11 protein-coding genes are annotated in these 15,713 nt (G+C 46.7%); 4 read left to right on the top strand and 7 right to left on the bottom strand.

Annotated elements, in window-relative coordinates; translation table 11 throughout:
• Window positions 1–1,305: cation:proton antiporter (locus OEV42_19030; GenBank protein MDH3976365.1), on the top strand; the 1,305-nt coding region annotated here is incomplete at its 5' end.
• On the top strand, window positions 1,292–1,966 hold the full coding sequence (locus OEV42_19035; GenBank protein ID MDH3976366.1) for an RDD family protein: 675 nt from the start codon (window positions 1,292–1,294) through the stop codon (window positions 1,964–1,966). The genes OEV42_19030 and OEV42_19035, both read left to right, overlap by 14 nt.
• A 124-nt stretch (window positions 1,967–2,090) precedes the next feature.
• On the opposite strand, the gene OEV42_19040 is transcribed toward OEV42_19035, so the two are convergent.
• The 7 genes from OEV42_19040 to OEV42_19070 all read right to left on the bottom strand — a co-directional run bounded on the left by OEV42_19040 (window position 2,091) and on the right by OEV42_19070 (window position 10,429).
• Window positions 2,091–4,757, bottom strand: coding sequence for a hypothetical protein (locus OEV42_19040; GenBank protein MDH3976367.1), 2,667 nt, complete (start codon window positions 4,755–4,757; stop codon window positions 2,091–2,093).
• 280 nt (window positions 4,758–5,037) lie between these two features.
• On the bottom strand, window positions 5,038–5,421 hold the full coding sequence (locus OEV42_19045; GenBank protein ID MDH3976368.1) for a response regulator: 384 nt from the start codon (window positions 5,419–5,421) through the stop codon (window positions 5,038–5,040).
• A 162-nt stretch (window positions 5,422–5,583) separates the two neighbouring features.
• A complete protein-coding gene (bcp, locus tag OEV42_19050) occupies window positions 5,584–6,057 on the bottom strand; it encodes a thioredoxin-dependent thiol peroxidase (protein ID MDH3976369.1) in 474 nt (157 codons plus the stop codon).
• A gap of 72 nt (window positions 6,058–6,129) precedes the next feature.
• On the bottom strand, window positions 6,130–6,690 hold the full coding sequence (locus tag OEV42_19055; protein MDH3976370.1) for a manganese efflux pump MntP family protein: 561 nt from the start codon (window positions 6,688–6,690) through the stop codon (window positions 6,130–6,132).
• A 90-nt stretch (window positions 6,691–6,780) separates the two neighbouring features.
• The gene (locus OEV42_19060) at window positions 6,781–7,485 is read right to left on the bottom strand and encodes a response regulator (GenBank protein ID MDH3976371.1); all 705 of its coding nucleotides are present in this window, start codon (window positions 7,483–7,485) and stop codon (window positions 6,781–6,783) included.
• Window positions 7,486–7,734: 249 nt separating this feature from the next.
• Window positions 7,735–8,409 (bottom strand): porin family protein, encoded by a 675-nt coding sequence (locus OEV42_19065; GenBank protein ID MDH3976372.1) that lies wholly within the window; start codon window positions 8,407–8,409, stop codon window positions 7,735–7,737.
• Window positions 8,410–8,422: 13 nt separating this feature from the next.
• Complete coding sequence (locus tag OEV42_19070; GenBank protein MDH3976373.1) at window positions 8,423–10,429, bottom strand: SGNH/GDSL hydrolase family protein; 2,007 nt, start codon at window positions 10,427–10,429, stop codon at window positions 8,423–8,425.
• 462 nt (window positions 10,430–10,891) lie between these two features.
• Between OEV42_19070 and OEV42_19075 the strand changes: the two genes are divergently transcribed.
• On the top strand, window positions 10,892–14,221 hold the full coding sequence (locus OEV42_19075) for an acyl-CoA dehydratase activase (GenBank protein ID MDH3976374.1): 3,330 nt from the start codon (window positions 10,892–10,894) through the stop codon (window positions 14,219–14,221).
• A 111-nt stretch (window positions 14,222–14,332) separates the two neighbouring features.
• Window positions 14,333–15,713: 2-hydroxyglutaryl-CoA dehydratase (locus OEV42_19080; GenBank protein ID MDH3976375.1), on the top strand; the 1,381-nt coding region annotated here is incomplete at its 3' end.

Genomic DNA, 15,713 nt, shown 5'->3' on the forward strand with positions numbered 1-15,713 from the left:
CTCTCTCTTGCCCTTGGCGCTTTTATTGCCGGCATTGTTATTTCTGAATCGGCATATAGCCATCAGATTACCGCATCAGTGCTTCCTTTCAGAGATATCTTTAACAGTATTTTCTTTATCTCCATCGGTATGCTCATCCGCTTTGATAATCTCATTGTCCACTGGCTTCCAATCATAGTGATTACAACACTGATCATTCTCTTTAAAGCGCTTGTTATCTCCCTGATTTTTTTCTCTATGCGATATGCGGCAAGGGTTTCCTTTATAGTCGGCTTTGGTCTCGCCCAGGTGGGAGAATTCTCTTTTGTTCTTTTAAAAATAGGTCAGGATGCGGCTATTATAAACCAGTTCAAGTACCAGATTCTTCTCTCTTCAACGGTCATTACCATGATACTTACACCGATTATGATCAGGTTTGCTCCGGTTATTGCATTGAAACTTCCCGACCTTACACCTAAAAAGTGGCAGAAACTGGAAGAGGTTGCTGTCGGCACTTCCAGTCTCATCAATCATGTTATTATTGCAGGTTATGGTCTTATGGGGCAGCACCTTGCCAATGTTCTTAAAAAGACAGGCATCCCCTATATGGTGCTCGATATAAATAATGAGAACGTACGCCGGGCCAAAGATGACGGGCATCTTGCCTATTATGGGGATACGAGCTATCCGGAAGTTCTTCGAAGTGTCGGTATTACGGCGGCAAAGGTTCTTGTTTTCTGCATATCCGACCCGGTAGGAACAAGACGGGGAATAAAGATTGCCAAGGAAGTTAACGCTGACCTGCATGTTATCGTGAGAACCAAATATATGGCGGAAATAGCCAGCCTTCTGAAGCTTGGGGCCAACCAGGTTATTCCTGAAGAATTCGAAACATCGGTAGAGATATTCTCAAGAGTGCTCAAGGAATACAAGGTGCCGGGCAACATCATTCAGAACCAGATAGATATGGTGAGACTGGAGGGATACTCCATGCTGAGGGGCGTATCCCTCCCTATGGAAAAGCTGACCAGGATCACTTCCTTTCTTGCGGCAAGCGTCAGTGAAAACTTTTTTGTCGAAGAAAATAATCCCGTTATTAACAAAAGTATTAAAGAACTGGATATCCGGGGGAACGGTGGCGCCAGCATAATAGCCGTTGTGAGGGGAAGCAAGACCAGGACCAACCCGCCTGCTACTTACGTCATCAATAGCGGCGACATACTGGTTCTTCTCGGCAGTCATGCCGAAATAGATACCGCCATGACCCTCCTTAAGGGGCAAAGAGAAGAAGAAGCGCCGGAAGCGACAGCCCATGAACTGTCCTGAATGCGGATACGAGCTTGAAGAAGGGAGTTTACTTTGCGCCGGATGCGGCGCACCGGCAGCCCCCAGGACTTTGTCCTGCCCCGGGGAGAGTGAAAGCAATCAAGCCGGTTTCACAGCGATAAAGAGTCAGGAAGCCATTCCCGAAATACCCCTGAGCGGGCTTCCTGTAAAGAGGTATCCAGGTGATGCAGGAGAGGTCAAAAAAGCTTCCTTTTTCAGAAGAGCGCTGGCCCTCTATTTCGATCTCATGTTGCAGGGAGTTATGGTCGTCATCTTTTTTATAGGCGGTATTTCTACCCTCAAAAAAGGCCTGGCCATAAAAGGCAGTGAAATGGGAATTGAAGATCTCCTGCTTATGACAGGCCCTCTGCTGCTGGCGGCCCTTATCATCAATATGAGCTACTTTACTTTTTTCCACTGGGCAACGGGGCAAACACCGGGGAAAAAACTGAACAATCTTAAAGTCGTAACCATTGATGGTGAAACTCCGGGGCTGGTCAGGTCTTTCGTCAGGTGGGCAGGCTACTTTCTTTCCGCAATGCCTTTTATGCTCGGTTTTTTCCTTGCCGCCATAGACGGACAGAAGCAAGCCCTTCATGATAAATTTGCGGGGACTTATGTCATTGATGCAAAGGCCTGGCCCGAAGCTCCGGAAGCGTGAGCACGGCTTGAACAAGGTCTTAAAAACAAATACGCTTTCTCTTTACCCCATGGTTACAACATGAATGTAATCAAGGGGTGAAGAGAAACTGCAAGTTGAGTCATGATCTTGCCGAAGAACCGCATCAGCCCTTTTTCGTTCCCACCTTTTTCGCCGCGCCTTCCAGCGCTTGCGACGTGGTCATCATCTGACCGAAGCGGTTATTCATATCGATAATTTCCCAGATTTCCGTCGGCAGGGTGCTTTCAAAACCCTTAAAAGTTACGGCCCCGGCATAGTGGAATAACTGCCTTATTTCACCATTGGCATTGATGGCAACGACAAGCCTGATAAGAGAATTGAAAAAGGCAAAGCTTTTGACTATTTCCGGGTCAAGCGAGGCAACAGGCAGCTTAATATCGACAAAGCGGAAATTCCCGGCACAGGCCTTACGGTAGGCTGTAAGGGCTTCACCACTGAGAGCGTCGCCGGCATTATAAATGGCCATCCCCTTTTTGAGGTAACTTCTTATCCCCCTCATACCGGAAGAAAGCGTCTTTTTCACATGAATGCGGGCAGCCTCTACATAGAGTTTGCAGGCCTCCTGTCCCTTGCCGCCGGAAAATGCCTTTCTAAGAGAAAGCTCATACTGCGGCGCCAGGGGCAGGCCGAGAGAATTACCTGTGTAGACCTGGAAGGGAAGGGCCAGAGCAGGGAGGTTTAAGCGCTTTCTTTCAAGTTCCAGGAGTTCCTTAACGGGCGCTATGACCGATGCCGGCCTCGACGTGCCCCTGGCCGATTCATTGATCTTCTCACAGATGGAAACCTTCTGATGACCCCAGAGTGAATCTTCGAAGGTGATAACAGTGGGTGAAGCGCCATAGGAGATGAAACTTCCGGAAATCAGATGCTGGCCTGTGAGTTGATCCAGTTCATGCGCCATTTCGCTTTTGAGCGCTTCTTCACGCTCCTGTACCTGACGCATTGCCTGGTTATCCCTGTCGTCCCCGGAAAGGAGCTTTTTTCGCTTTACCCGGCAGGCATCGATTTCAGCAGTGTATCGCTTTTTGATTTCTTCGGCCCTTCGGGTAAGGTCTTCTCTTTGCTGCCTTTTTTGAAGGAGCGCCGCATACTGTCCCAGGTGCCGTCTGATCTGAATTGAAATCTCCACCATTCCCGCAATATCGCCGGACAGGGAAACAGCGTCTCCAAGGAGGTTATTAAGATATATGCCGCCCCTGTCTTCAAGCTGGGAAAGTCCCTGAAATTTGGTTTTGGCAATGCGGAGGATGGGATCATAAAACTCTTCACGGATGAAATAGGCCATCACATCTTCCTTGAAGAGGGCCGTGCGTTTTGTATAGTCCTTGAGGTCGATAAAGTAGTGGCCCACATTAGTGGCGGTTTTGGCTTTTTTGAGAATGGGCCTTGAACCGAACTGGTAAAGGCGGCCGCTTGCGTAAAGTTCATTTAGTTCTCTGTCCGACTCCTTGCCGCTCAGAGCTTTGAATGCGCCCATCATTTCCTGGGCCCAGGAAGCCATTAACTTGTCCGTTATATGGGCGGCCATATTCACCCTGATCTGCTTGCGGGCTGCATGCTTCTTCATGCCGAGGGCTTTAAGGGGCCGCCAGTTACTGTAGTTTTTAAAAAGGTTTGCCAGATGATCAAGCTTTTTTGACAGGGCCTCGGAATCCTTAAAGTCTTTAGCAAGTTTTCTTGTCGTTGCCACCAGTTCTTTCCTGCTTTTTCCTGAAGAGAGGCTCTTTCCCATCTTTTCGGGATGGAGGAAAAACTGTTCAATGGTGCTAAAGAGTTCGCTCTCAAGCGGCAACCCTGCACGTAGAACGGCCAGCATGGCGCGCCGGTAAAAGGCCGCCCGGTAGCTCCTCATTGCCGCCTTTCGCACTTTCCTTTTTGAAGAAAGCAACTTGTCAATGCTTTGCTCAAAGCTTGCAAAGGCGGCAAGGCTGCCTGCCTTTTTTATAAACGCTTTTTCCTTGTTACCGAGGATGGATGCGGGAACATCATAGGCATTGCAGTCGCTAAGATTGCCCTTAATGTTGTTACAGGAAAGGGCAGGGCTTAAAAGGGCTGACCAGCAAAGGGCAATGCGGGAGCGGGGCGGCATCCGGATCTGATAGGTATGGAGAAGCTGCCCTTTAACGCATTCGTTAAGGAGGTGAAGAGCCGTTGCCAGCGCAAGCGCCGTAATCCGCTTTGTCTCATCGGCAACGGGGATGCTTTCCACCACTTCCGTTACCCTGGAATAGCTGTTTAACAGTATCCAGAGAAGGAAATATGGCGTTTCCTCTTCTCCTTTCGTCCCTGCCATTTCATCTGTGGCGTCGACAAAAAGCCGGATTAGCTTCTCCATAAGGATTCGCCCCCTGCCGTTACTGCCAAGCCAGCTTTCCATAATGCCCGAATCGAGGAGAAACAGGTATTGCGGCGCTAATTCCAGGGCTCTGCGCAGGTACTGATTTTTTAATCCTGCCGGGCTTTTATAGGATTTGGGCCTGAGATCGGCCGTTGAGCCGTGATCGATCATGAGGTAGGAATCACTCTCTTCACCGATTGCGTCCTTATTCCGGTAGATGAAGAGATAGGCCAGTTCTTTCATGGCCTTGTCGAGGACTTCCTTTACATTGGGATCGATCACGTAGGGGAGAGAGTAGTCGGAAAGGGACGTTCCCAGCTTTATTCGCGCATGCTCCAGGTCGGGCCGGATATATTCCTTTACCGGCTTTTTTGCTTCCCTGGCGAGGTCAAATATGGCGTGATAATCGGCAGTCCTCTGTCCTGCATCCATTTACTCCCTCCCGGCGGAATAAAAAAAGGGCTAATCCTGGAAACGGCAGTTGGCCATTAATGAAAATAGATTATCACTGTTTATGCGTGGAATCAACTTTCAGGGTTTAAATTTGACAAATTCAGGCGGAGAGCGGCAGGGTTTTATTATGCATTGAATTTGATTTATCTCCCCCTCCCCTGCCGCAACGGGATACGGAAGAAGCCCGTTAAGCTTCAGGTAAAGCCGGGATTTTTAAAATCATGACTTATTCCCGTAAACAGGTATGGAAAGTACTCTTTCAAAGGGGGGCATGGAGGATGGAATTCACCTTCTCAATAAAGATGTCTTTAGTAAAAGGCTTGGCTATGTAAGGGCACTCCTGTTTTTCAAGGAAAGTATTTTCATATTTTTCTATACCTGCAGTAATGAAGAGAACTTTACATACACTTTTGGGGGATTCCATCTTTAGTCTTTTAAAAAACTCGATTCCGTTAATTTCAGGAATCTGGATATCGCAAATGATGAGAGAGTAATCATCGGTCAATGCTTTTTCCAGGGCCTCAAGACCACCTATGACATGATCTACACTGATATCCTCATAAAAAAGCTTGAAAAACTTGTTGTAAATATCAGCTATATCGGCGTTATCTTCAATGATGAGCACTTTTTTGGTCTCTATCATAAGGCATCCTGTCAGGGTATAAAAATTAAGACAGTGTAAATAAGGGACTGTAATTAACGAATTACAATTAAGTATTACAGAGATTGGAATATAAGTCAAAAAGGGAAGGCGGGTATAAATGGGGCAGCATAATGATGCTGCCGCCCCGTGATTATCGCTTGATCAGGATGAAATTTCTTTGAGAGAGTTCTTTACTTCATCAACATGGCCTTTAACCTTGACTTTTGACCAGATACGGGCAATTTTCCCGTCAGGATCGATGATAAAAGTGCTTCTTACGATGCCCATGGATTCCTTTCCGTACATCTTTTTTAATTGCCATACCCCATAATCCTCCATCATCTTATGCTCTGCATCGGTGAGAAGGGTTACTTTTAAGGCTTTTTTGTCGATAAACCTGCGGTGGCTTGCCTGTGAATCACGGCTCACACCGAGAACCCGCGCATTCATATTGCTGAATTCATCGATGCCTGCGCTGAAGTCTATCGCTTCCGTTGTACAGCCGGGTGTATTATCCCTGGGATAAAAATAGAGAATTACCCACTTGCCTTTCATGCTGCTTAAAGTAACCGGATTGCCGTTTTCATCAGGCAGACCAAATTGCGGCGCTTTGTCTCCAATCGTTAACGTGGACATTAGAAGTCCTCCTTAATTTTTTTTCCAGTGGCCCCTTTTGATGCAGATGTCTCTTGAATGGATTCAACTTTTTCAGGCGCCAAGATGTTGGACAAGAATTTTTATTCCAATGCCGATAAGTATGAGGCCACCTGCTATTTCAATTTTACTTTCGAAAAAATGACCGAATTTTCCACCCATATAAACACCCGAAAATGAAAGCAGGAAGGTGACCATGCCGATGATAATAGCAGGTGAAGCGATATCTACATCAAGAAAGGACAAGGTGAATCCCACGGCCAGGGCATCGATGCTTGTCGCTATGGAAAGGATGAGAAGAATATAGATATTGAGCGTATCTTTTTCCTCCTTTTCTTCATCGAGAAAGGTGGATTCATAAATCATTTTCCCGCCCACAAAGGAAAGTAACGCAAAAGCTATCCAGTGGTCTATTGCCGAGATGAAGCCTTTCAGGCCAAGTCCGGCAAGCCATCCGACGACAGGCATAATGGCCTGAAAAGAACCGAAAAACAGGGCAATCCTGAAGGCATGGCCTATGCGGATCTTTTTTATAGCCAGACCGCTCGATATGGATAGAGCAAAGGCATCCATGGCAAGGCCAAGGGCGATGATGAGAACAGTCAATATATCCATGATTTATGTGCTTAAAGGGGAAGTCAGGCCTCTTAAATGAAATGCAGCGTACTATATTTGAAAAAGAAGGGAAGATGCAACGCTTTTTCTTTAATCCTTACGGTGATGAAACGGCAAAGGAGTTTCGCCATGTTCAAGCCATTTGAACCCGGCCGTTATGATAGCGCTGTCCTCTTTGGTCCACACTGTTTCAGCTTCCCTGTTTTCTATGTTCAGCGCTTCCACAGAGACCTTCACTTTTTGTTTCCTTGAAAGCTTGCCGCTTTTGAAGAGAAAGGCAAATCCCCCTTCAGAAATATTAATGATCTCTCCCCTGATGAACTCTTCTTCTTTTATCCTTGAAGATAATATCATTCCGTCGGCCCTGAAATCGAAGCGCTTGTGCTTTCTTGTAGATGGCACGGTGTATCCCCTGGAAAGAGGATGATCTTTCTGTGAAATAACTTTCACTATCCTGATAAAATCCCTTTTAGCAAAGGGCTTCTTAAGGTAAGGAATCCCTTCCTTTTCAAAGTAACTTATATGGGAAGGAGAACAATTACTGGTAATAAAGGCGGTTTTTAATGCCAGTGCGGGGAATTTTTTTTTCAGCGCCCGGTGAAATTCGATGCCGTCCATTTGAGGCATTTCAATATCGGAAAGAATGATGGAATAGTCCTTTTCTTCTATTGTTTTGAGCGCTTCCACACCATTTAAGACACAGGTAACAGAGGCATGGGCAAAGCATTTTCTGACAAGTGAAATATAAAGTTCAAAGAGGCTTTGGTCGTCATCCACAATCAAGATAGATTCCATTCTTTAAATCCCCCCCAAAAAGAGTAAAGTCCTGTGGCAGGCATTACGGGCAGGTCTGCAATTGATCTATATTTTTAAAATATAGATCAATTTAAAGGCATTGGCAATAAGAGCACGTAAATATTTCTATATGAGGAATTATCCGGGCAAAGCCCCCTGGTTCAGGCTTTATAAATCCTGAATAATGGGAGGGATCTTTTGTCCGGGCACAAAGATTGTCTCTTCTCGTCAGGGGAAGGGTAATGCCCGTTAATATTGATACTCCAGGGCCGTTCCGACGGAGATGGCATTGAGTGAGAGATTAGACTCTCTCACTGTAGAATCGGGGTAGGTAACATCAACTTTAGCATCTGTAGCGCTTAAAGATAAGGACAGGCCGACAAGCAGGTGATCTGAAACCATGTATTTAAAACCAAGTGTGCCATGAGCCCCGATACTGTTTTCAATATTTGAAATAGTCCTGTTTTTTGCAAAAAAATCTGAAATGGCAGGGCTCTGGCTCTCCTTGTCGATGTCGTTAATGTGGTAGGACAGGCCACCGCCTATGAACATCTTGAATGGCGATCTTTTGCTCGTTTCCGTCATGTAAAGGAGCATTAGCGAATAGGTTTTTTGTTTAAAAGAACCATAGTGCTCAAACCTGTCGTCAAGGCCAGCTTCAATATCCGTTTCGAAAGACCCTGTGCCGATTCTAAGGGTCCAATTCTGCAATAGCCGGTAATCGAGTTTGGCCGCCAGAACCGTAGCCGAATCAAAACCTATTTCGACACCTTCAACCTTCGAATTAGTGAGAGATAAATGGTTAATTTCAGCGCCGACGGACAGGCTGCTGTTAAAGGTTTCTTCTTCAGCGCCAAAGGATGCCGTTGAAATAAAAAGCAGTCCCGCCCCCACAAAAGGAATGAAATATTTTTTCTTCTTCATTAAACAAGCCTGTCTAGTTGCATGGAATACCCGAAATAACTTCAGGCAGCGAATTAATGTCACTATCGTTGCAGTCCTTCATAAAGTCGAGAGCAGGATCATTTGAGGGAATGGATGATAAATTTGGCAATACGATCTGCCCCGGCCCGTCGGGAAATCCGTCACCATCGTTGTCACGATAAGGGTCGCTGTCCCAGGTTGTTCCAGGATCAATGCTTTCGGCACCTACCTTTATACCGATACCGTCATCGCTGTTTATCCCCTCATTATTTACAAAGGTTGTGTAAGTGCCGTAGGCTGAATTGGCTGTGTCGGAAAGGGTATAGGGTGAGCCCATTCTTTCGAGAAATTCCCTTGCAATCACGGCATAGCCCGTATGGGACGGATAGATGCCGTCCATGCTGAAGAGGCCCCCGCCGTAACCTCTGTCAAGCACAATCCCTGCGCCGACTTCTTTGCCCGATGCAATATCCTCAAAGAGCCTGTATATATCGACTACAAATACTTTGGGATAGCTTGCCGGATCGGCGTAATCGTTAATATAGTCATTAATGGCGCCAACCCTTGTTTTTACAATTTCCGCCTCAAGCCGGCTAAGCGTCAGTTCGTTGGGAAGAAGATTGATGGCGCTATTCACTGTGGCGTTGTCGGAAGAAATATTCAGGTACGCCGCCGTGCTTGTAAAGGCTGAAAAACCGAGGGCCACAATATCTCCCGGTAAAGCACTCGAGTAGGGTTTTAAAGCCGTTACATGAGGAGAGGCAAAGGCGGCAAGGGCGTCCATGTCTTCCTTGTAAAAGAGGGCACCCATCCTGGTCACGTCAGGCAAGGTGGCAATGAAAAGATAACTGTCTTTTACCGACGTGAGTTCGCTGACGATGGTTGAAATGTTGTTCATTACCGACGTCAAATCATGGCCTTCAGCCGTATCAGAGAGAAAAGCGTTAATTGACGCCTCTGTAAGCTCGCTCCCCTTGCTTGCCGTTACAGTGCCCAGAACGTCGTTCATGCCTATCCAGAGGGTAAATATTTTAAGCCTTTGCTCATGGCCTGACTGCCGGGCAAGGGCTTTGGCTGCCTCAAGCTGCGTTCGGCCCGCAGAGAATGAACCGGAAAAATTTTTGAATTTGAAGATGGGCAACAACAATTTATCGGCGATTTCATTGCCGCTTCCTGTCGTATAATTTATGAAGCTTTTTGCCGTGGCGCCCGGAACAGAAACATTGTAATGAAGAGCATCTGACAGGAGGGCTTTATTTCTGTTTTCATCAATGTCGAGAAGAGGGCTCCCCCAGGTGAGATTGTTTCCAAGAACATTTCTCAGCGCTTTTTCCATGACCGTTGCGTAGCCCTTTGCCTGAGTATGCCGATGGAGATTAACCGTGCTGGAAGAGAGCCTGTCAAAAGCCACTTCCGCACTCTGCATTCCTGCCGTAAAACCGTCGCCGAGAGTGATAAGGTCAACCTTAAGCCGGTTATAATCTGCAAGAGAGGCCAGAAGGTGCGTTTTTGCCGCAATGGGTGAGCGCACACTACCCACTGAATCAAGTGATGTCATCACTTCAAAGGCAGATGTTGAAAAATTGATAAAAGTTGATGTCCCGAAGAGTCCCACAATCTCATTCCTTGTCGTATCTTCTATGACAATACCATCATCAGGCTCTCCATTGTTATCGAGAGACTGCAAAAATCTGCTGAGATTATTAACTTTTGCATCGGAAACAAAGAGGTTTGATGTGAAAAGGTCGAAGGGGAATATATATTCACCGGGCAGGGTTTCACCGATAACGACGCCATCGACGGAAAAGGTTACAGGCTGGTTTCCTTCATAGTAAAACCTCCCTTCACCGTCGGTTCTTCCCATAATGCTTCCGCTCTCAAACATAAGTCCTTTCACGGGCGCGTCAATGAAGAATCCGCTGTCAAGGTCCGATGAGTCGACGGCACATCCGGCAAAAAAGCTTAAAATGATAAAATAGAGGGAGCGTCTGATGAAAGTCTGGCGCCTGATTTTTTCCACGGAATAATTTTCTCTGTTCTTTGGTCTTTGCCCGGCAAAGAATCCCTGTCAGGGCAAGGGCTGAGTTTACAGCCCCCGGCAGATGATGTCAAGGAACAAAAGGAAACAAAAGGATTAAATGTGGAAAATAGCTTGCATTTTTTTTAGAGTCTTCTATACTTTTCTATACCTTGGTTTTACCGGCGCGGAAGAAGGCGCATTTTACGGCTCTTGCCGGGTTTAACGTAAAGTTAAAAAAGGAGAGGACTGATAAGGCGCAGGGGGAATGTTACAGCGGTGATCGGCTATAACAGAAAAATCGTTTTTTATACTTTGCAGGCTTCTTTATAATAGCGCTTTTTCTATTTTTTTTACATCCTGTGGTCTCCCTTCCGTCCCTGGCAAAAACGCTTTGACAGGGTGAAATAGTTTGTTCTGATCATAAATGCTGATTCCCCTGCGAAACTAATCAATATGAAAAAAATGACTAAAGCTGAACAGAATATTATTCTCGGTCTCGATGTGGGATCGACAACGGTAAAGGTTGTCGTCATGGACAGCGCCGGCAAGGAAATTCTCTGGAAGGGTTACAAGCGCCACGAAACGAGACAGCCTGAAACGCTTCTCACTTTCCTTCAGTCCGTTCATGAACAGTTCACTATAGAGCGGGGAAAAGTAAAGGCCTTTATTACAGGCAGCGGTGGCGCTGCTATTGCTCCGTTTATCGGGGCAAGGTTTGTTCAGGAAGTAAACGCCATCTCTCTGGCAGTTGAAAGGCTCTACCCTGAAACCTCTTCCGTCATCGAAGTGGGCGGGCAGGACTCGAAGATTATACTCTGGATTGTCGATGAAAAAACGGGTAACCGGGTAAAGGTCCCCACAATGAATGACAAGTGCGCCGGAGGAACGGGTGCTGTTATTGACAAAATAGGGGCCAAACTCGGTTTTTCCCAGGAAGATATCCAGAACCTGAAAACCGACAGCAGCAAGATACATCAGGTGGCCGCCCGCTGCGGCGTATTTGCGGAAACAGACATTAATTCACTTCAGAAGCAGGGTGTTCCTTCGGGAGAACTCATGAATTCACTTTTCGAAGCCATCGTCCAGCAGAACCTGAGCGTACTCACCAGGGGCAATGTACTTATGCCCAACGTGCTTCTTCTGGGCGGCCCACACACCTACATCCCTGCCCTGACTGACGCCTGGCGGCGAAATATACCCAAGGTATGGGAAGAGAGGGAAGTGACGCTCCCTGAAGGGGTCGATGCGGCAGACCTTATCACCGTTCCTGAAGATTCCCAGTTTTTTGCAGCCATAGGGGCCATTATTTTCGGCCTTGGCGAAGAAGGCAAGACAGGTGTTTATGAGGGTTGTCACAGGTTGGCCGAACATGTGGAAAATGGAAAAATATCACCCGCCGCAAGTGGCGCCGACGCCTTTTTTAAAAATGAGGAAGAACGTGATCGTTTTATCGCTGACTACGCTGTTTCACCCTTTACATCGAAAACCTTCAAACCGGGGGAAAAGGTTAAGGGCTATATCGGTATCGATGGGGGGTCCACATCGACCAAGGGGGTTGTAATTGATGAGAAGGGCGACATTCTCGCCAAGGCCTACCGCCTTTCTGCCGGCAATCCCCTTGAAGATACCAAGTGGGTTGTCAGTGAACTGAAAAAAGCGATTGAGGCAAGCGGCGCTGATTTTGAGGTGGGCGGCGTAGGGACGACAGGTTATGCCAAGGATATGCTCAAAGAGGCCATCCAGGCCGACAGGGCAATCGTTGAAACGGTGGCCCATACGAGGTCATCACTTAAATATTTCAATGATGTGGACGTTATCTGCGATGTGGGGGGACAGGACATTAAGGTTATCCTCCTGAAAGACGGCAGGGTGACGGATTTTAAATTAAATACCCAGTGCTCGGCAGGAAACGGCTATTTCCTTCAAAGTACGGCCAGGCAGTTTGGTTATGATGTGAGTGACTATGCCGAAGCCGCTTTCAGCGCAGGTAAAATTCCTGCCTTCAATTACGGCTGCGCCGTTTTTCTTGAATCAGACATTGTTAATTTTCAGCAAATGGGGTGGCGAAGAGAGGATATCATGGCCGGTCTGGCACATGTCCTTCCCAGAAATATATGGCTCTATGTTGTCCAGGAACCTAACCTCAAAAAGCTTGGCAGAAAATTTGTTTTGCAGGGGGGAACGCAGAAGAACCTGGCAGCAGTAAAAGCCCAGAATGACTATATAAAATCAAAGGTGCCCGACGCCCATATTTTCGTTCATCCCCACACAGGGGAAAGCGGCGCTATGGGCGCCGCTCTGGAAGCTATAGGGACTGATAAATCAAGCTTTATTGGCTTTCAAGCACTGGAAGAACTGACCCTTGCCGCCATCAGGGATGAGACAACGCGATGTTTCTTTTGCAAAAATAATTGCATGAGGACCTTTATCGATATCTCCTCTCAGGAAGGCGCCTCAAGGCGGTATATTATAGCGCCTTGCGAAAAGGGGGATGTTGAAGATAAAGAGGCCATGCTCAAGATCAAAAAAGGGCTTGATGCCGTCAAACATGATAACCCCGATCTCTCCATGGAAAATGCCGACATGGCCTTTAAAAAGAAGTTAATGGAAAGAAAGGCTGCCCCTTCCCTTTTTGCCAATAAAGCGATGGTGAAAAGACAAAAGCTGAGAATAGGGATTCCCAAAGCGCTTAATATCTTTTCAACGGCCCCTTTCCTTATTGCGTACCTGGAGTCGGTTGGCGTTAACCCCAAAAACATCCTTTTTTCAGATTTTACCAACGAAGACATGTTTAAGGAAGGCTCAAGAAGAGGTTCCATCGACCAGTGTTTTCCCAGCAAGGTATCACTTGCCCATGTTCATAACCTTGTTTATAAAAAGAAGGTTGATGTCGTTTTTTTTCCTATTCTCATTAACCTGCCTTCCCCTCTGGTCAATACCGTAGGCAGTTGTACCTGCCCCACCGTACAGGCAACGCCCGAGGTATGCAGGGCCGCTTTTTTAAGAGAAAAGGACACCTTTGCCGAACTGAACGTTCAATACATTTATCCTGTATTGAATCTTGGGGAAAGGGAACTTCTTGAGCAACAAATGCTTGATTGTTTTAAGCCTCTTTTAAAGATTAGCAGAAGGGAAAACAAAAAAGGCGTGAACGATGGCCTGAAGGCTCTTGATTCATATTACGCCCATCAAAGAGAGTTGGGCAGCACGGTCATCAAAATGCTTGAAGATGAAAAGAGGGTGGGCCTGGTCCTCCTGGGGAGGCCCTATCACAGCGACCCCGGTCTTAATCACGGCATCCTTGAAGAAATCCAGAAAAGGGGTTACCCCGTTTTAACAATAGATTCCCTCCCCACAGATGATGAAATGCTGGATCGCCTCTTTGGTGAAGAGGTAAGGAGGGGGGATATAACATCTCCTATGGATATATCCGATGTCTGGAAAAATTCCTTTAGTGAAAACAGCAGTAAAAAGCTTTGGGGAGCCAAGTATGTGGCCCGCCATCCAAACCTTGCTTCTCTTGATCTTTCCAATTTCAAGTGCGGCCACGATTCTCCCATATACTCTGTTGTCGAGGATATCCTGCATAGCTCAGGCACGCCATACTTTACTTTCCACGACATAGATGAGAATAAGCCTTCAGGCTCGATAAAGATAAGGGTGGAGACAATCGATTACTTCCTGGACAAGTATGAGGAGGCGCTTGGAAAAAGAGAAGCCCTGGAAAAGGAACTGGAAGAGAGGGTGAGGGCCTACGAGGAGATTCTCATGGCAGAATGCGGAAAGCAGTGATCGTTATTTGCCTCTTTTTTCCTCTCAGGCGCGGTTGCTTCTTTGTAAATAATAGGCGGACAAAAGGATGAATCAGAAATATAAATCAAAAAATGAGATGTGAGTAGTGTTATGAAAAATGAACTTGTTGAAAAGGTAAATGACTACAGGGATAAGCTCAGGCAGGAAATGGGCCTTCCCGGGGCGGATGTTTCGCATTTCAAAAAACCTGTTGAAAGACCGTTCACAAAAAAGGAACGCCGTCATGTTACCATTTTATGTGGCGGTCTTACTTCCATTCACGATATCTTGATCAAGGGTGTCTTTGAGGGCTTGGGATACAGGGCTGAATGCCTTCCCTCTCCCGACAACAAATCCCTCTCCCAGGGAAAAGAGCACTGCAACCGGGGGCAATGCAACCCAACGTACTACACCGTTGGCAATCTTGTCAAATACCTGAAGAAATTGAGGGCCGACGGCGTTCAAAACATAGAAGATAAATATATTTATGTGACGGCAGGAGCCTGTGGCGCCTGCCGCTTCGGGATGTATGAGGCCGAGTACAGAAAGGCATTGACAGACGCAGGGTTTGAAAAGTTCAGAGTTTTGACTGTCAGCCAGACAGTGGAGACTGATGCCGCTTCCCATGAGAATGGATTGATCCTGGACAGGAAATTTTATACTTACCTTATTAAGGGCCTGGTCATTGGCGATATGATCAACGAGATTAAGTTCAAGTTCAGGCCCTACGAAGTTAATGAAGGCGATACGGAAAAAGCCGTAAAGGAGATACTTGATCTCCTTTACAATGCTTTTAGTGAGAGGAAAAACCTCTTTGGCCGGCTGAGAGAGGCAAAAAAGATCCTTGAAAAGTTAAAGGTGGATTATAGCAAGGCCAAGCCAAAGGTAAAAATTATAGGAGAGTTCTGGGCACAGACAACAGAAGGGGACGGGAATTACGGCTTGCCAAAATGGCTCGAAGAAGAGGGCTGTGAAGTTATGGTTGAACCCATCAGCGGCTGGCTGGATTATACGGTCTGGTGGTGGAAGGCGTACATAAAGGACCGTATCAGGGCCGGGAAAGGAGTCCGAAAAAAGTGGAGCTTTATTTCGCTGCTTTTTAAAATATCCTTTGCCGACTTTCTATTTAAATTCCATCATTCCATGTACCGTTTGGCTCTTGGTTTTGTAAACGCCCCTCTACCGTCCCAGAGGCAGCTGGCCCAGTTAGGGCATAAATACTACAACACAAGAATTGATGGCGGCGAAGGCCATCTGGAGGTGGCAAAAAACCTGATGGCCATAAAGAAAAAGAAGGCCCATCTGGTAATATCCGTAAAGCCTTTCGGCTGTATGCCCAGCACCCAGAGCGATGGTGTTCAGGCAAGGGTGATGAATGATTATAAAGAAGGGTTATTTATCCCCATTGAAACCTCTGGAGACGGGGAAGTTAACGTGAAAAGCAGGATCCAGATGAAGCTCCACGAGGCAAAGGTGAGGGCAAAGGAAGAGT

It is taken from the genome of Deltaproteobacteria bacterium (assembly GCA_029860075.1).
Lineage (GTDB): Bacteria > Desulfobacterota > JADFVX01 > JADFVX01 > JADFVX01 > JAOUBX01.

Excerpts from the sequence above, each read along its gene's own strand:
- OEV42_19035 (MDH3976366.1), top strand. The coding sequence starts at position 1,292 with ATGAACTGTCCTGAATGCGGATACGAGCTTGAAGAAGGGAGTTTACTT.
- OEV42_19040 (MDH3976367.1), bottom strand. The coding sequence starts at position 4,757 with ATGGATGCAGGACAGAGGACTGCCGATTATCACGCCATATTTGACCTC.
- OEV42_19045 (MDH3976368.1), bottom strand. The coding sequence starts at position 5,421 with ATGATAGAGACCAAAAAAGTGCTCATCATTGAAGATAACGCCGATATA.
- bcp (MDH3976369.1), bottom strand. The coding sequence starts at position 6,057 with ATGTCCACGTTAACGATTGGAGACAAAGCGCCGCAATTTGGTCTGCCT.
- OEV42_19055 (MDH3976370.1), bottom strand. The coding sequence starts at position 6,690 with ATGGATATATTGACTGTTCTCATCATCGCCCTTGGCCTTGCCATGGAT.
- OEV42_19060 (MDH3976371.1), bottom strand. The coding sequence starts at position 7,485 with ATGGAATCTATCTTGATTGTGGATGACGACCAAAGCCTCTTTGAACTT.
- OEV42_19065 (MDH3976372.1), bottom strand. The coding sequence starts at position 8,409 with ATGAAGAAGAAAAAATATTTCATTCCTTTTGTGGGGGCGGGACTGCTT.
- OEV42_19075 (MDH3976374.1), top strand. The coding sequence starts at position 10,892 with ATGACTAAAGCTGAACAGAATATTATTCTCGGTCTCGATGTGGGATCG.